The 15,228-nt window shown below is 72.1% G+C and carries 16 protein-coding genes and 1 pseudogene; 5 read left to right on the top strand and 12 right to left on the bottom strand.

Annotated features, from left to right (window positions below):
- Window positions 1–5: 5 nt before the first annotated feature.
- The 3 genes from O7631_RS15820 to O7631_RS15830 form a co-directional block, all read right to left on the bottom strand.
- Window positions 6–1,301, bottom strand: a complete 1,296-nt coding sequence (locus tag O7631_RS15820; RefSeq protein ID WP_278144911.1) for a cation:proton antiporter — start codon at window positions 1,299–1,301, stop codon at window positions 6–8.
- A 106-nt stretch (window positions 1,302–1,407) separates the two neighbouring features.
- Entirely contained in the window at window positions 1,408–2,088 is a 681-nt protein-coding gene (locus O7631_RS15825; protein ID WP_278144912.1) for an HAD family hydrolase, read from the bottom strand.
- 29 nt (window positions 2,089–2,117) lie between these two features.
- Complete coding sequence (locus O7631_RS15830) at window positions 2,118–4,256, bottom strand: SpoIIE family protein phosphatase (protein ID WP_278144913.1); 2,139 nt, start codon at window positions 4,254–4,256, stop codon at window positions 2,118–2,120.
- Between the two features lie 199 nt (window positions 4,257–4,455).
- Here O7631_RS15830 and O7631_RS15835 point away from each other — a divergent pair, with 199 nt between their 5' ends.
- Entirely contained in the window at window positions 4,456–5,265 is an 810-nt protein-coding gene (locus O7631_RS15835) for a hypothetical protein (protein WP_145784022.1), read from the top strand.
- Between the two features lie 87 nt (window positions 5,266–5,352).
- Here O7631_RS15835 and O7631_RS15840 read toward each other — a convergent pair whose 3' ends face one another.
- Entirely contained in the window at window positions 5,353–5,706 is a 354-nt protein-coding gene (locus tag O7631_RS15840; RefSeq protein ID WP_278144914.1) for a DUF6401 family natural product biosynthesis protein, read from the bottom strand.
- A gap of 163 nt (window positions 5,707–5,869) precedes the next feature.
- Here O7631_RS15840 and O7631_RS15845 point away from each other — a divergent pair, with 163 nt between their 5' ends.
- Entirely contained in the window at window positions 5,870–6,319 is a 450-nt protein-coding gene (locus O7631_RS15845; protein ID WP_278144915.1) for a hypothetical protein, read from the top strand.
- Between the two features lie 161 nt (window positions 6,320–6,480).
- Here O7631_RS15845 and O7631_RS15850 read toward each other — a convergent pair whose 3' ends face one another.
- Window positions 6,481–6,690 carry a hypothetical protein gene (locus O7631_RS15850; protein WP_278144916.1) on the bottom strand — a complete coding sequence of 70 codons (210 nt, stop codon included), beginning with the start codon at window positions 6,688–6,690 and terminating at the stop codon, window positions 6,481–6,483.
- Between the two features lie 158 nt (window positions 6,691–6,848).
- Between O7631_RS15850 and O7631_RS15855 the strand changes: the two genes are divergently transcribed.
- Window positions 6,849–8,156, top strand: coding sequence for an MFS transporter (locus O7631_RS15855; RefSeq protein WP_278144917.1), 1,308 nt, complete (start codon window positions 6,849–6,851; stop codon window positions 8,154–8,156).
- On the opposite strand, the gene O7631_RS15860 is transcribed toward O7631_RS15855, so the two are convergent.
- The 5 genes and pseudogenes from O7631_RS15860 to O7631_RS15880 all read right to left on the bottom strand — a co-directional run.
- Window positions 8,114–8,374: a hypothetical protein gene (locus tag O7631_RS15860; protein ID WP_278144918.1), complete on the bottom strand. Its 261-nt coding sequence runs from the start codon at window positions 8,372–8,374 to the stop codon at window positions 8,114–8,116. The genes O7631_RS15855 and O7631_RS15860 overlap by 43 nt on opposite strands.
- Before the next feature lie 108 nt (window positions 8,375–8,482).
- Entirely contained in the window at window positions 8,483–8,944 is a 462-nt protein-coding gene (locus O7631_RS15865) for an SRPBCC family protein (RefSeq protein ID WP_088990440.1), read from the bottom strand.
- A 51-nt stretch (window positions 8,945–8,995) separates the two neighbouring features.
- Complete coding sequence (locus O7631_RS15870) at window positions 8,996–9,412, bottom strand: DUF2795 domain-containing protein (RefSeq protein WP_088947320.1); 417 nt, start codon at window positions 9,410–9,412, stop codon at window positions 8,996–8,998.
- A gap of 90 nt (window positions 9,413–9,502) precedes the next feature.
- Window positions 9,503–10,039 (bottom strand): YihY/virulence factor BrkB family protein, encoded by a 537-nt coding sequence (locus O7631_RS15875; protein WP_278144919.1) that lies wholly within the window; start codon window positions 10,037–10,039, stop codon window positions 9,503–9,505.
- Between the two features lie 70 nt (window positions 10,040–10,109).
- Window positions 10,110–10,490, bottom strand: a pseudogene (locus tag O7631_RS15880) (YhjD/YihY/BrkB family envelope integrity protein); the annotation flags it as partial.
- 167 nt (window positions 10,491–10,657) lie between these two features.
- On the opposite strand from O7631_RS15880, the gene O7631_RS15885 reads away from it, so the two are divergent.
- Complete coding sequence (locus O7631_RS15885; RefSeq protein WP_269680000.1) at window positions 10,658–11,059, top strand: ChaB family protein; 402 nt, start codon at window positions 10,658–10,660, stop codon at window positions 11,057–11,059.
- 54 nt (window positions 11,060–11,113) lie between these two features.
- On the opposite strand, the gene O7631_RS15890 is transcribed toward O7631_RS15885, so the two are convergent.
- A complete protein-coding gene (locus O7631_RS15890; RefSeq protein ID WP_278144920.1) occupies window positions 11,114–12,547 on the bottom strand; it encodes an aldehyde dehydrogenase family protein in 1,434 nt (477 codons plus the stop codon).
- Between the two features lie 72 nt (window positions 12,548–12,619).
- Between O7631_RS15890 and O7631_RS15895 the strand changes: the two genes are divergently transcribed.
- Window positions 12,620–14,227 carry an NAD(P)/FAD-dependent oxidoreductase gene (locus tag O7631_RS15895; RefSeq protein ID WP_278144921.1) on the top strand — a complete coding sequence of 536 codons (1,608 nt, stop codon included), beginning with the start codon at window positions 12,620–12,622 and terminating at the stop codon, window positions 14,225–14,227.
- 99 nt (window positions 14,228–14,326) lie between these two features.
- Here the strand turns inward: O7631_RS15895 and O7631_RS15900 are convergent, their stop codons facing one another.
- The gene (locus tag O7631_RS15900; RefSeq protein ID WP_278144922.1) at window positions 14,327–15,094 is read right to left on the bottom strand and encodes a polyprenol monophosphomannose synthase; all 768 of its coding nucleotides are present in this window, start codon (window positions 15,092–15,094) and stop codon (window positions 14,327–14,329) included.
- Between the last annotated feature and the right edge of the window lie 134 nt (window positions 15,095–15,228).

Raw genomic sequence — 15,228 nt, forward strand, 5'->3', positions numbered from 1 at the left:
GGTCGTCAGGAGTGCCCGGCCGCCGCGACGGGCCGGGCGTCGCTGTCCCGCTCGGCCGGGTCGGACGTCCGTTCGCCCTCCCGGTCGAGCAGTTGCATGACGGGTGTCGCGGTGATGCCGTGCACCACCACGGACATGAGCACCACCAGGCCGACGGTCGCCCAGAGCAGCTCGGCCTGCGGGAAGTCGGCCTTCGTGGTGGCGTACGCGAGGTAGTAGAACGAGCCGACGCCTCGGATGCCGAACGACGAGATGACCCAGTGCTCGGCCGGCCTTCCCGGCGCCCCGCGAAGCGACAACCAACCGAACAGCGGCCGGATCAGGAACACCAGCGCCAACCCGACGGCGGCCGCCGACCAGGTCAGTGGGACGAGCAGGCCACCCACGATCGCGCCGCCGAGCAGCAGCAACAACACCAGGGTGAGCAGCCGTTCGACCTGCTCGGCGAAATCGTGCAGCACCGAGTGGAACTCGTGGGTCCGCTCGGCGGCCCGGATCGCCCGGGCGGCCACGAACACCGCCAGGAAGCCGTACCCGCCGACCACCTCCACCAGCCCGTACGCGAGGAACGTGGCGGCCAGCGCCAGGAAGCCTTCGGCGTGCCGGGCCAGCCGCAGCTTGCTGGGCGCACGGAAGAACAACTTGCCCAGCAGCCAGCCGATGAGGAGACCGCCGCCGACCCCGACGCCCACCTTCCACAGCACGTCCACCGTCAACCACTCGACGAACCACTCGCGGGGGGCGAGGCTGGTCGAGGCGATCGCGATGGCGGCGTAGACGAACGGGAACGCCAGCCCGTCGTTGAGCCCGGCCTCGGAGGTCAGCGCGAAGCGGACCTCGTCCTCGGAATCCTCCACATCGGTCGGCTCGCCGACCTGAACGTCGGCGGCGAGCACCGGGTCGGTCGGGGCCAGCGCGGCACCCAACAACAGGGCGGCGGCCGGTACCAGCCCCGCCCACCACCACCCGAGCAGGGCGACCGCCGCGATACACAGTGGCATCGCGATCGCCAACAGCCGCCAGGTGGACGACCACCGCCGCCAACTCAACGGTCGGTCGATCTTGAGCCCGGCACCCATCAGCGCGACGATCACCCCGATCTCGGTGAGGTGGGTCGCCAGCTCCGGGTGGGCCAGCGGGTCGGGCGTCGGTAGTCCCACCGGCAGCAGGAACACCAGCATGCCGAGGGCGAGGAAGGCGATCGGCATGGACAGCGGACGCTGCTCCAGGATCCGCGGGAGGATGCCCGCGAGCAGAGCGCCCACACCGACCAGCGCGAACGCCACATCTACCGGCTCCACGGCACCACCTTTCGGCCGCACCCGCGAGGCGCGGGCAGGTGGTGACAGACCTTGCCCCGCAAGTCCTCCCGCTATGCGTGGACCGGCGGGCGAACCGGAGTGACACTCATCCCCGGGGCCGGGAGAGCGGTGACTCCGCCAACTCGCCCAGCAACGCGGCCGGGTCGTCGTACACCGCCACCGCGCCGGCGCCGGCCAGTTCGCCCCGGCTGGTGCCGCCACAGGTCAGCCCGACGCACGGGATGTCCAGCTTGCCGGCCGCGACGACGTCCCACACCGAGTCACCGACGAAGACCACCCGCTCGGCCGCCAACCCGGACTGCTCCAACGCCGCGACCAGGATGTCCGGAGCCGGCTTGCTCTGCTCCGCGTCCGCCGAGGAGGTGATCGTGTCGATCACGTCGTCGGCGGCCAGCGCCCGGCGCAAGGCGCCGACCTCCGGTTCCGACGCGGAGGTGGCGAGCACGATCCGCATCCCTCGCTCCGCGCAGGCGCGCAGCAGGTCGGCGGCCCGGGGCAGTGGTGTGAGCCGCTCCCAGTACTCGGCGTACAGGGTGTCGTGCGCGTCGCGCAGCCTGGAGTCGGCGTCGCGGTCCCGCTCCGGGCCGAGCAGGTGGTCCAGGAGCTTGTCCGAACCCATCCCGATCGAGCGGTGCACCGTGGCCATCGGCACCGGCTGGTCGGTCTGGCGCAACGCCTCCCACCAGCTCACCGTGTGCAGGTAGGTGGTGTCGACCAGAGTGCCGTCGACGTCGAAGAGGATTCCGGCGGGTGTGTCGGTACGCATGGGCGTCCTCCTACCCGGTCGGGCGGTCTTCAGGCGGCGTCGGCGTTTCGGATGCGGATCTCGAACCAGACCGTGGAGCCGCGGACCGACGGGTCGGTGCCCCAGGCGTCGCTGAGCTCCTCGATCAGGCCCAGACCGCGCCCACGACTGCTCAACGTGTCGGTGCGGGCCCGGGTCACGGTGCCCCGGGTGCCGGAGTCGGCGACCGAGACGAGCAGCCGTTCGGGGCTGAGGTCGATCTCCACCCGGGCGGCCGTGCCGGCGTGCAGCAACGCGTTGGTCGTCAGTTCGCTGGTGCACAGCACCGCCGCCCCGATCACCGACTCGGCCACCTGCCAGTCGGTGAGCTGACCGGTCATCCAGTGTCGGACCCGGCTGGGCGCGGTCGGCTCCGCGGGCATCTCCATGCTCGCCGACCGGCTCGGCTTGAGGGCGTGTTCGACCGCCAGTACGGCCACGTCGTCCTCGGTGCCGCCCGGCACCGCGGCGGTCGCCACCGCGCAGAGGGCGCGTGGGTCACCGCTGCCGGCCTTCGCGACGGCGTCGCCGAGGGTGGTCAGCCCGGCGGTGAGGCTGTGCCGCCGGCGTTCCACCACCCCGTCGCTGAACAGCAACAGGGTGTCACCGGGGCGGAACGGGACCGTCACGGTGCCCGGCCGGCCGCCCAGACCCAGCGGAGGTCCGGCGGGAACGTCGAGGTACTCGGCGTGTGAGCGGCCGTCCGGGTCGCCGCGACGGATCAGCGGGGCGGGGTGCCCGCAACTGGCCAGGGTCAGCTCCCGCCGTTCCGCGTCGATCACCCCGAACACCACTGTGACGAAGAGTTCGTGTGTGCCGGCCTCCACGCCCAGGCTGCTCACCAGCCGGTCCAGCCCGGCCAGCACCGCGTCCGGCGCGGAGTCGGCCAGAGCCAGCGCGCGCAGCGCGGCCCGGACCTGTCCCATCCGCGCGGCGGCCTGCACGTCGTGGCCGGCGACGTCGCCCAGCACCACGCCGAGCGCGCCGTTGGGCAGCAGGAAGGCGTCGTAGAAGTCGCCACCGGCGGCGTTGCCGTCGACCCCCGGGTCGTAACGGGCCGCGATCCGCAGCCGGGGCAGGTCCGGCAGATGCTCCGGCAGCATGCTGCGCTGCAACAACTGGGCGGTGCCGTGCTGGGTCTCGAAGCGGCGGGCCCGCTCGGCGGCCTGACCGATCAGCTCGGCCGAGGCGGCCAGCAGCGCCCGCTCGGCCGGCGACCAGGTGTGCGGGATCTGGTAGCCGACCGCCAGCCCGCCGCGCACCACCGAGGTGCCCAGCGGCAGGGCCGCCACCGAGCGGATCTTCTGGTCGTGGCGGTCCACAGCGGTGTCCCGCAGCGGTTGCCCGTCCCGGACGAACGACGGGCCACCGGAGCGCGCCGCCTGCACCACTGGCGACGACCAGTCCGCCGGCGCGCGCCGCCAGAGCGGGGGGAGACGCTCGTCGGCCTCGTCCAGCAACTCGCCGCGCACCCGGCGCACCATGCGCCAACCACCGCCGCCCTCGTCGACGACGAACGAGGCCTGGTCGGGGTCGAACGTGGTGATCGCGTACCGCAGCGCCACCCGGGCCACGTCGTCGAGGGTGAGCGTGCCGGCGAGCGCCGCGGCCACCTCGCTGAGACTCTGCAACTGCTCGGTGACGTGTGTGGTCTCGGCCGCGACCGTCAACACGCCGACGATCCGCCCGAGGCTGTCCCGTACCGGCGAGTATCCCCTGGTGAAGACCGCCTGCTCCACGGTCGCGGAGTGCCCGCGGACCAGGGGCAGCGTGGACTCCTTCTCCAGGAACGGCACGCCCTGCCGGTAACAGCGCTCGATGACCGCACCGACGCCCGGGAGCGCCCAGATCTCCGCGAAAACCTCGGCGGCCGGGCGACCGAGGGCGTTCGGGTGCTTGGTGCCCAGCAACTCGCCGTAGCCGGCGTTGTAGAGCAGCACGAGGTCGTCGCCGTACGCCAGCGCCATCGGCATCGGTGAGGCGGCGATCAGCTCCACCACGGCCCGGACCGCCACGTCCCAGCCTTCCGGCGGGCCCAGCGGGGTGCCGGCCCAGTCGTGGGCGAGCACGGCAGCGACCGCACCGGACCCGGTGGACGCGCCCGGGCCGGGAGTTGCTGGCGTGGGGACTCGCCCGACCGTTCCTGGCATGTCCGCAGCCTAGTCGGCCGGTGGGAAAAGGCATCCGATCATGGCCGCGAGCCGTCGCAGTCCCCGGTGGCGGGGGACGTTCGGGCAGTTCAGGGCCCCTGTCGGGTCGCTTGTCGCAAAAATGTCGGCGCTCTGCGCGGACTGCCGCACCGGTTGCCGGGTATGCGCCCGGCGCAGTCCATGCGACAGGAGGGACATCATGCTGAAAACCCTCGCGGTCCGGCAGGCCGACATCGGCGATGCCATCGCCGACACCTGGAGGTCAGTGCTGCTCTTCATCCCGAAGGCAGTGGCCTTCATCGTCATCCTCGTGGTCGGCTGGCTCATCGCCAGAGCCGTCCTCAAGATCGTGGATACGGTGCTGGAACGGGTGCGCTTCGACCAAGCGGTCGAACGCGGTGGTATCAAACGGGCCCTGGAGAGAACGAAGTACGACGCCAGCGACATCCTGGCCAGACTTGCGTACTACGCCGTACTGCTGTTCACGCTCCAGTTCGCCTTCGGAGTCTGGGGACCCAACGCGATCAGTGACCTGATCAGCGGCGTGGTGGCCTGGTTGCCGCGTGCGTTCATCGCGATCGTCATCGTGGTGGTGGCGGCCGCGATCGCCAACGCCGTCCGGGATCTGGTCACCGGCGCGCTGGGAGGGCTCTCGTACGGCAAGGTGCTGGCCGACCTGACGGCGATCTTCATCATCGCTCTCGGTGTGATCGCCGCGCTGAACCAGGTCGGTATCGCCACCACGGTGACGACCCCGGTGCTGATCGCGGTGCTCGCCACGGTGGCCGGCATCCTGATCGTCGGTGTCGGCGGTGGTCTGGTCAAGCCGATGCAGAACCGTTGGGACGGTTGGCTGCGTCGGGCGGCCGAGGAGGCCCGGGCGGTGCAGCAGCAGCGTCAGGCGAGCACTGCCGGGCGCAGCGACGTGGAGCGGCAGATGGCCGACCGCGGCGGGGACCGCACCCAGGCCATGCCTCGGGTGGACGAAGCCCAGCAGTACCGCTCGTAGCGGGCGCAACGGCACGGCTGGTGGGGAGGGCGTTCCGCGGACGATGCGGGACGTCCTCCTCGCGCCGTGCCCGGGCTGCCCTGCGGATCAGGCGCGGTCGAGCGAGCGGGCCAGCGCGCAGACCGCGAGCAGTCGGGTGAGCAGCCACTCCGGGTGACTCCAGTCCACCGGCCCGTCCGGTGGTGTCCACCCGTGCTCCAGGGCAGCCGCGCGGACCCCCTCGGCGTAGCCGGCGAGCATCGCCGGGCTCAGCGGTTGGCGGTCCCCGTCGAGGCTGTCCCGTACGGCTGCCGCGTGCTGGTCGACGAGGGCAAGCAGCCCCGGTCGCGCGGCGGCGGCGGCCAGCCCGACGGTGCCGAGGGAGACGGTGAGGGCGGCCAGGGTGGACCGCGCCGAGTCGACGGCGGTACGGGAGGCGACCCGGGTGAACGGCACACGCATGGTGACCGAGGCTAACCGACCGGTGACCGCCTCGACCTCGGCCGCTCGGCGGATGTCGGCAGCGCCACTGGGCGAATCGACGCTGGCCGTGGGGGTTGATCCGGCACAGACGGGGCAGCAGGAACAGCACCCGCGAACGGCGGCATACGGCACGGAGGCACCGATGGAACAGCACGCGGACGGACCTGACGAGCGGCACCGGCGGCCAGCCGGCGTGAGCGACGCAACGGTCGCGGCGCTCGGCAAGCTCAGCGAGGCGCTGGAGTGCGTGGAGCGGGCCCGGGGGCATCTGTACTCGATGCACCAGTTGATCGGGCACGCCGACCTGATGCTCGACGACGCGGTGGAGCAGTTCCGCGCCGCCGGGCATCCGCGGCTCGCCGAGCGGATCGGCACCGAGTTGCGGGGCCGCAACGTCATCGCCGGGCGGTGGACGTTCCAGATCGTCGAGGACTTCGACGACGGCTACCACGCGCTGTTCCGGGAGTTGGACCAGCAGGCCCGGAACGAGTTGGTGGGCGGGCGACGGCACCTCTACGAGGCGGAGATGAAGGAGCGCCGCCGCAGCCCGGGTCGGCCGGGGCACGAAGCCCGGCCGGGCGGAGAGGGTTAGGGCCTGTTTCATAAGGGCGGTCGAGCCGAGGCGGAGTCCGGGCGGCGATCCGGCAAGGCGCGGTTTCGTCCGGATACCGGTGTTGTATCCGGATGAAACCGCAACGCCGCCGGGCGTCGTCTGGGCCCGCCGCAGGCCGGCCAGTTCTTATGAAACAGGCCCTAGTCGCCTGTCGCGTCGGCCGGCCGACGCCGTGCCGCGTCGTCGGCGATGATCACGACGGCCACCATCAGTGCGACACAGAGGCTGAACAGCCACGAGTCGTCGGCGACGAGCCAGGCGGACACGGGTGCCTGCAGCGCGGCGAGCAGGAAGCCGAGCCAGGCGAGCCGGCGCTGACGCGGGGAGAGGACTCCGGAGCCTTGATGCATCCCGGAATTCTTACGCGAACGCGCCGGATTGCCGTCCTCCGATCGGCCGATTCTGGATGAGCTGTCCGTTTTCTCGACCGTCCGGACACGACTTCTTTCCGTGGCGGGCACCCCGGCGCCGACCGCGCTAGGGTGCCTCTGCGGCAGGATGGTGCCTCGTGTCCACCACACCACCACGCCCCCGCGCTTCGCTGCTCCTGCTGGCCTACCTCGGGTTCGTCAGCCTCGGTCTACCGGACGGCCTGCTCGGCGTGGGCTGGCCCTCCATCCGGGGCGACTTCCGCGTACCGACCGAGGCGGTCGGTTGGGTGCTCACCGCCGGCACTGTCGGTTATCTCACCTCCAGCGTGCTGGCCGGGTTCACGCTGGCCCGGGTGGGCGTGGGTGCCCTGCTCGCCGGGAGCACCCTGCTGGCCAGCCTGGCGCTGACCGGCTATTCACTGAGCCCCGTGCTGGCCGTGCTGGTGGGCTGTGCGCTGCTGCTCGGGCTCGGATCGGGCGCTGTCGACTCCGGGCTCAACGCGTACGCGGCCGGAGCGTTCGGGCCGCGGCACATGAACTGGCTGCACGCCTTCTTCGGCCTGGGGGTGGCGATCGGCCCGCTGATCATGACCGGTGTGCTCAGCGCCGGGCTGGCCTGGCGCTGGGGGTACGGCATCGTGGCCGCCGCCCAGCTCGTCCTCGCCGTCGCGTTCGCGCTCACCGTGCGGGCCTGGCAACGCGGCGTCCCGACCGCCACCGCGGTCGACGCCACCGCCACGGAAGCCGCCGGAACCGCGCCCACCGCGTCGGCGGTCGTCCCGGTACCGGTCCGGGAGACGCTGCGGCTGCCGGCGGTCTGGTCCGGGACGCTCGCCTTCGCGCTGTACGTGGCCATCGAGGTGTCCACCGGTCTCTGGGCGTTCCTCCTGCTGACGGAGGGGCGCGGGCTGAGCGCTGCGGTGGCCGGCGGGTGTGTCTCCGCGTACTGGGGCAGCCTCTTCGTCGGTCGGATCGTGCAGGGTGTGGTGGCCGAGCGGCTGGGTTCCATCCTGGTGCTGCGGGCCAGCCTGGCCGGTATGGCAGTGGGGGCCGCGCTGATCGCGATCCCCGGGCCGGCGGCGCTGGCGGTGCTCGGTCTGGTCGTTGTCGGTTTCGCCGCCGCGCCGGTGTTTCCGCTGCTCACGCTCACCACCGCCGACCGGGTCGGCCCGGCGCACACGGACCGGGCCATCGGACTGCAGATCGGCGCGTCCGGCATCGGCGCGGCGCTCGTCCCCGCCGGGCTGGGCGTGCTGATCGGCAACGCGTCCGTGGAGGTGCTGGGATCGGCCCTGCTGGTGCTCGCGCTGGGGCTGATCGCGCTCTACGAGTGGGGTGCGCGTCGACCGTCCGCAGGGCCGCCCGCCCCGGTGGTGCTGCCCGCCCAGCCCGACGGGAAGGATCAGACGTCCGGGCCGGTCCGCCCGGTGGTGGACGGGCGGTAGGCGCGCTGCGGGTCGGTGGCCTCCCGGGTGTTGCCCCGGGCCTGCCCCTCGCGGTCCGACGCGGCCGGTCCGTGCCCGAACGCGGCCTCCTCGCCCGCGTCGTTACCTGTCACGTCGTCGGCCTGCCCGTCGAGGCTGGAGCCGGACACTGCCCGTTCCAGCTCTTCCAACGGAAGTCGTTCCTCGTCGCGCCACACCCTGATGTTGTCGTCGGTCATGCTCTCAGCCGTACCCGGGCGCGATGATCGCAAACGGTGTCGCGTGAGCGGGCTCCGACACGGCGATGGCCGCCGGAGTCCGGCGGCCATCGGCGAAGCTGTCCAGCGTCACGGCTGCGGACGGTCCACCGACCCGCGCCAGGCGCCGGTCTCCTGACCGCGCCGCTCGATGTACGTCTTGAAGCGCTCCAGGTCGCCCTTGGCGCGTCGGTCGACGATGCCGAGCTTGTCGCCGGCCTGCTCGACCACCCCGTGCGGCTCGAACTCGAGCTGCAGGGTCACCCGGGTCTTGTCCGCGTCGAGCCGGTGGAAGGTCACCACGCCGGCCTGCTGGGTGCCGTCGGTGGAACGCCACGCGACGCGCTCGTCCGGGAGCTGTTCGGTGATCTCGGCGTCGAACTCGCGCTTCACCCCGGCGATGTCCACCTTCCAGTGGGTCATCGTGTCGGAGAGCTGCCGGACCTCCTGCACACCCTCCATGAACTCGGGAAACTCCTCGAACTGCGTCCACTGGTCGTACGCGGTGCGTACGGGCACGGAAACGTCGACGTGTTCGGTTACGCCACTCATCAGGGAACCTCCTTCAGTCGCTGATGGTCGTCGGATCGGGGGGCGACCCGGTCACCAGCGAGTTGTCTCGTTCTTGTTGCCGAGCGCGGCCCACACCTCGGAAACGGTCTGGTAGACGGTGCCCTCGGGCAGTCGTTCCAGTGCCGCCACGATGTCGTCCGGCGCCTCGTTCTCGCGGGCGCTGGCGATGAGCACCAGGCGGTCACCCGGCAGCGCGCTCATCGAGATGAACCGGCCGAGCCGGCTGCGCTGCTCGACGTCCGTGGAACTCATTCCCTGTGGGGTGCCGGTGCGCAGGTCGCCGGCCGGGGCGGTGGTCGTCTCCGGCTGGTCCTCGCCAGCCGGTTCCGGCACCCGCGACTCGTCGACCCGAGAGCCGCCGGTCCCCGGCCCCTGCACGAGGCCGCTGACCTCCTGGCTCATCTGTTCGTCGATCCTCGGTCCGTGCTTGCTGTTGCCACGCTCCATGCCTTCTGCGCTACCCGGCACCCGGGCCGATAAACCGGCACCGGCCCACGGTCCGGCCGGGGGCCGGACATCCGGGCCGGAAACGGAGGCTCAGTCGTCGGCCGGCCTACGCGGTGGCAGCACCGGGTCGTCCGGGTCCTGGTCGCCGGCCTGCAACCGCCGTCCGCGCTGCACCTCGGCGTTGATCTGCACACCCAGCATCAACGCGGAGTTGCTGAGGTAGAGCCAGACCAGGAAGGCGATGGCCGCGCCCAGGCTGCCGTAGGTGGTGTCGTACGAGCCGAAGTTGGCCACGTAGAGGCCGAAGCCGAAGGAGACCGCCACCCAGGAGACCAGGGCCACCGCGCCGCCCGGTGTGAGCCAGCGGAACCGGGGCTGGCGGACGTTCGGCGCGATCCAGAACAGCAGGGACAGCAACACCATCATGATCATGGCGAGCACCGGCCACTTGGCCACGCTCCACACCGTGCGGGCCAGACCGCCGGCGTTGATCAGGTCGCCGACCGCGTCGGTGACCGGGCCACTGACGATCAACGCGAGGGCGACCACGGCGAGCAGCACCAGGGTGATCGCGGCGAGCCCGATCTGCAACGGGCGCAACTTCCAGACCGGGCGACCCTCGTCCACCCCGTACACGGCGTTGGAGGCCCGGGTGAAGGCGCCCGATGAAGCCCGACGCGGACCACAACGCACCCAGCAGGCCGAAACTCAGCAACAGCTTGGGGTTGCTCTGGTCGACCACCACCGACCGGATCACCCCGACCACGCTGCCCTCCTTGTCGGCCAGCACCGAACCGGCGCCGACCTGATTGGCCAGGTCGACCACCGTGTCGACGGTCTGCTCGCCGGAGGAGACCAGGCCGACCAGGGCCACCACCACGATGGCGGACGGGAAGAGCGCGAGGACCCCGTAGTAGGTCAGCGCGGCGGCCCAGTCCGAGCAGTTGTCGTTGACGAAGTTCTGCACGCTGCGGACCAGCACCCCACGCCAGGTCCGCCAGCTCAACTGCCGCATCCGTCGAGGAACCCGGGGGTGCCGTGCACCCTCGAGCGTCGTACCGGGCTCCATGGTCGTCATGCCCGCTCCCTGCCGCACCGGCCACCGGATGACCGGTCGTCCGGTCAGGCCTGGCCCGCCGGTACCCGCACCGGGAAATCGACAAACCCGACCGCCGCGCGCCGCCCGTTTAGGCCCGGACACCGGGGGAACCTGAGGGGGATCCGAACGACGCGGAGGAGGACGAGATGCCCGGGCGCGAAGACCTGCCCAGCACGCTGCGACGCTCCTCGGACAAGGCGCAGCGCACCTGGGAGAAGACGCACGACTCGGCGGTCGAGACCTACGGCGAGGGGGAGCGGTCGCACCGGACCGCGTTCGCCGCGGTGAAGCACCAGTTCGAGAAGGTGGGCGACCACTGGGAGCCGAAGGGCCGTAAGGGCCCGAGCGACCAGCAGGCCGCCGGTGGCGGACCGGAGCGGCGTGCACCCACCGCCGGTGGGGTGGACGCCAACGCGACCAAGGACCACCTGATGTCGGTGGCCCGCGAGCTGGACGTACCCGGACGGTCCAGCATGAACAAGCCGGACCTGGTCAAGGCGATCCAGAAGGCCAACGACCGGGCCACCCGCAAGGCTCGCGGCGACTGACCTGCCAGACGACGGCGCGGGCGGACGCACCACCCCTGCGTCCGGCCGTGCCGTTCACCATTCACCGCCGCCCGGAGCCTCGATGTGCACCGCCTTGGTGGCGGTGAACTCGTCCAGCAGCTCCGGGCCGTACCCGAAGCCCTGCCCGCTGGCGCGACGCGGATGCGCGGCGCCGCCCGGAGCTCCCCCGAACACCGCGTTGACCTTGACGGTGCCTACCGGCAGTTCCCGCCAGGCCCGCTGCGCGTGGCTCATCGACGCGGTCAACACGGTGGCGGCCAGCCCGTACGGGGAGTCCGCGGCGCAGCGCAGCGCCTCGTCGAACGAGTCGACGACCACCACGGGAGCGACCGGCCCGAACGTCTCCTCCCGCACCAGCGGCATGTCGTGCCGGCAGTCCGTGACCACGGTGGCCGGGTAGAACGCCCCCGGCCCGTCCGGCACCTCGCCTCCGACCCGCACCCGTGCGCCGCCCGCCACCGCCGCCGTCACCTGCCCGTGCACGTGGTCGCGGTGCCGCCGGTCGACCAGCGGGCCCAGCTCGGTGCCCGGGTCCCGGCCCGGCCCGACCCGCAGCGCCTCGGCGTGCCGCGTCAGAGCGGCCACGAAGTCCTCGGCCACCTCCCGGTGCACGTAGATCCGCTCCACCGCCACACAGATCTGCCCGGCGTTGGCGAACGCGCCGAGCGCGGCCTGACCGGCCGCCCACTCCGGGTCGACGCCCGCGTCGACGACCAACGGATCACTGCCCCCGTTCTCCAGGAGCACCTTCGCGCCGGTGCGGGCCGCGGCGGCGGCGATCGCCCGACCGGTCGCCGTCGACCCCACGTGCGCCACCACGTCGACGTCCTGCGCGGCCAGCGCCGCACCGACCTCCGGGCCGCCCGTGAGCAGGGACAGGACACCGGTCGGCATCGCCTGGTCCAGCGCCCGGGCCAGCAGCCAACCCGTCGCCGGCGCACGTTCGCTCGGCTTGTAGAGCACCACGTTGCCGGTCACCAGGGCCGCGCCGAGCAGACCGCAGGACACCGCCACCGGGTCGTTCCACGGGGTGATCGCGGCGACCACACCACGCGGCTGCGGGGTCAGGAAGTCCAGCGCGTCGGCTCCACCGTTGAGGGTCCGCCCGCCGCGCAGCGGGGCGAGCTCCGCGTACTGTCGCAGGGTGCCGATGCCCGCCTCGACGCCACCGCGGGCGTCCGCCAACGGCTTGCCCATTTCCGCCGTGACTGCCTCAGCCAGCTCCTCGGTGGCCGCCTCCACCGCGTCCGCGGCCCGGTGCAGCGCCGCCGCCCGCTCGGCCGGCGCGGTCGCCGCCCACTGCGCTGCCGCGTTCCGTGCCGCCTGGGCCGCCTTGCCCACCTCGTCGGCAGTGGCCACCGGCACCGTGCTGACGGGCGTTCCGTCCGCCGGATCACACACCACCAGTTCACCGCCGTCGCCGCCCGCGCCCCACACCCCACCCACCAGCTGCGCAACCGTGTACATGCGGCGCTGGATGCCCGGGCCTCGGCGAGACAAACGCGTTTCGCCCTGTTGCACGCCGGGTAGGCGGATCGGATGACCACCACCGCCGTACAGAGCGCGGACGCCGTCATCGTCGGAGCCGGCCACAACGGCCTGGTGGCGGCCAACCTGCTGGCCGACGCCGGCTGGGAGGTGGTGGTGCTGGAAGCCACGTCCGCGCCCGGTGGCGCGGTCCGCTCCGCCGAGGTCACCGCGCCCGGCTACCTGAGCGACCTCTACAGCTCGTTCTACCCCCTGGGGTACGCGTCACCGGTGCTGGCCGACCTCGACCTGGGTCGGCACGGGCTGTCCTGGCGGCATGCGCCGGACGTGCTGGCGCACCTGCTGCCGGACGGACGGGCCGCGGTGATCAACCGGGACCTGGACGTCACGGCGGCCTCGCTGGAGCAGTTCGCCCCTGGTGACGGCAAGCGCTGGCTCAACGCGTACACCGACTGGCTCGACGTGGCCGAGCCGATGCTGGACGCGATCACCTCGCCGTTCCCGCCGGTCCGTGGCGGGTTGGGTCTGCTGCGTCGGCTGCGGGTCGCCGGCGCGCTGCGACTGGCCCGGCGCCTGGTGGTGCCGGTGCGCAAGCTCGGTGACGAACTCTTCGACGGTGCCGGCGGGCCGGCCCTGCTGGCCGGCTGCGCCCTGCACACCGACCTGTCCCCGGAGGAGGCCGGCTCCGGGGTGTACGGCTGGTTGCTGGCCATGCTCGGCCAGCAGATCGGTTGGCCGGTGCCCGAGGGCGGGGCCCAGCAGATCACCAACGCGCTGGTGGCTCGGTTGCAGGAGCGCGGCGGGGTGATCCTCTACGGCGCCCACGTCGACCGGGTGCTCACCGCGCGGGGCCGGGCGATGGGGGTCCGCACCGTCGGCGGCGCGCTGTGGCGGGCCCGACGGGCCGTCCTCGCCGACGTGCCCGCGCCGGCGCTCTACCTCGACCTGGTCGGTGCTGCGGCGCTGCCGTCACGGCTGGTGGAGGACCTGGCGCACTTCCGCTGGGACGGTTCGACGCTGAAGGTGGACTGGGCGCTGTCCGCACCGATGCCCTGGATCAACCGGGAGGTGGCCGGCGCCGGCACCGTGCACCTGGGCGCGGACCTGAACGGGTTGACCCGGTACGCGAGCGAGCTGGCCCGAGGCGAACTGCCCCGTGACCCGTTCCTGCTGCTCGGGCAGATGTCCGTCGCCGACCCGAGTCACTCCCCGCCGGGCACCGAGTCGCTCTGGTCGTACACCCACCTGCCGTTTCGGCGGGACTGGCGGGCCGAGGACGTCGCCGGTCACGTGCAGCGGATGGAGGACGTGTTGGAGGCGGCGGCACCGGGTTTCCGGCAGCTCGTCGTCGGCCGGCACGTGGCGGGCCCGGCCGACCTGGAGAAGGGCAACCCGAGCCTGGTCGGCGGCACCCTCGGTGGTGGCACCGCCGCCGCGTACCAACAGCTGTTCCTGCGCCCGGTCCCCGGCCTGGGCCGGGCGGACACGCCGGTGGACCGGCTCTTCCTGGCCAGTGCGTCGGCGCATCCCGGCGGTGGGGTGCACGGCGCTCCCGGCGCGAACGCGGCCCGTGCGGCGCTGGCCCGTGACCGTGCCCTGACCGGCCGGGCGTACGCCGCAGCCATCGCAACGGCCCACCGCGCTGTCTACCCCGACTGACCCACCCGGCCGTCCTCTACTGCGGTGATCAAGAGGTTTGCGTCAGATTCCGGGGTGCCGGTGACGCGAACCTCTTGATCGCGAGAGGGCAGACGGGGTTCAGCTGGTGATGTTGCGGTGCTTGCTGCGCAGGCGGAAGGGCATCAGGGCACTCTCCACCTTGGTCGCGGTGGTCATCTTTGACGCGCCCTCCTTGCGCTCCTCGAAACGGATCGGCACCTCCAGGATGGTGTGCCCCAGCTTGGTCGCCAGGTAGTGCATCTCCACCTGGAAGCTGTAGCCGTTGGACTGCACCCGGTTCAGGTCGATGTTCCGCAGCGCGTCGGCCTGCCAGATCTTGAAGCCGGCCGTGAGGTCGCGGATGCGCACCCGCAGCAGGGTGTGCACGTACAGGTTCGCCCAGCCGCTGAGGGCCCGGCGGTACAGCGGCCAGTTCTCGTCCAGCTCGCCGCCCGGCACGTAACGGGAACCGATCACCACGCTGGCCTGGGTGGAGAGCAGCGCGCCCAGCATGCCCGGCAGCGCCTCCGGCGGGTGCGACAGGTCCGCGTCCATCTGCGCCACGTACTCGGCGCCGCCGTCGAGCGCCCGTCCCATCCCGTCGACGTACGCCCGGCCGAGGCCCTCCTTGCCGGCGCGGTGGACGACCTCGATGCGCTCCGGGTGCTCGATGGCCAGCTTGTCGGCCACCTCACCGGTGCCGTCCGGGGAGTTGTCGTCGGCGACGAGGATGCGCAGGCCGGGCAGCGGCAGTGCGAGGAGCCGCTCCACAAGTGTGGGCAGGTTTCCCGCTTCGTTGTAGGTGGGCACGACGACCGTCAGGCGTACGTCCCGCCACGGCGACGGCAGCTGCACAGGCTCGATCATGCGGACATCCTCGGTTTGCGGACAGGGGGCTCATGGAAAGGGTATCCAGTTGTCACATTCGGGTTGAAGAGGGCACCCCTTCCGGGCGTTGCGGCTGCCGGTGGCTTGGTGTCCGATTATCGATCCTCTACTGG

It is taken from the genome of Micromonospora sp. WMMD967, assembly GCF_029626165.1.
Classification (GTDB): Bacteria; Actinomycetota; Actinomycetes; order Mycobacteriales; family Micromonosporaceae; genus Micromonospora; species Micromonospora taraxaci.

Excerpts from the sequence above, each read along its gene's own strand:
- O7631_RS15865 (WP_088990440.1), bottom strand. The coding sequence starts at position 8,944 with ATGAGTGGCGTAACCGAACACGTCGACGTTTCCGTGCCCGTACGCACC.
- O7631_RS15895 (WP_278144921.1), top strand. The coding sequence starts at position 12,620 with ATGACCACCACCGCCGTACAGAGCGCGGACGCCGTCATCGTCGGAGCC.
- O7631_RS15885 (WP_269680000.1), top strand. The coding sequence starts at position 10,658 with ATGCCCGGGCGCGAAGACCTGCCCAGCACGCTGCGACGCTCCTCGGAC.
- O7631_RS15845 (WP_278144915.1), top strand. The coding sequence starts at position 5,870 with ATGGAACAGCACGCGGACGGACCTGACGAGCGGCACCGGCGGCCAGCC.
- O7631_RS15860 (WP_278144918.1), bottom strand. The coding sequence starts at position 8,374 with ATGACCGACGACAACATCAGGGTGTGGCGCGACGAGGAACGACTTCCG.
- O7631_RS15850 (WP_278144916.1), bottom strand. The coding sequence starts at position 6,690 with ATGCATCAAGGCTCCGGAGTCCTCTCCCCGCGTCAGCGCCGGCTCGCC.
- O7631_RS15870 (WP_088947320.1), bottom strand. The coding sequence starts at position 9,412 with ATGGAGCGTGGCAACAGCAAGCACGGACCGAGGATCGACGAACAGATG.
- O7631_RS15835 (WP_145784022.1), top strand. The coding sequence starts at position 4,456 with ATGCTGAAAACCCTCGCGGTCCGGCAGGCCGACATCGGCGATGCCATC.
- O7631_RS15825 (WP_278144912.1), bottom strand. The coding sequence starts at position 2,088 with ATGCGTACCGACACACCCGCCGGAATCCTCTTCGACGTCGACGGCACT.
- O7631_RS15890 (WP_278144920.1), bottom strand. The coding sequence starts at position 12,547 with ATGTACACGGTTGCGCAGCTGGTGGGTGGGGTGTGGGGCGCGGGCGGC.
- O7631_RS15830 (WP_278144913.1), bottom strand. The coding sequence starts at position 4,256 with ATGCCAGGAACGGTCGGGCGAGTCCCCACGCCAGCAACTCCCGGCCCG.
- O7631_RS15900 (WP_278144922.1), bottom strand. The coding sequence starts at position 15,094 with ATGATCGAGCCTGTGCAGCTGCCGTCGCCGTGGCGGGACGTACGCCTG.
- O7631_RS15840 (WP_278144914.1), bottom strand. The coding sequence starts at position 5,706 with ATGCGTGTGCCGTTCACCCGGGTCGCCTCCCGTACCGCCGTCGACTCG.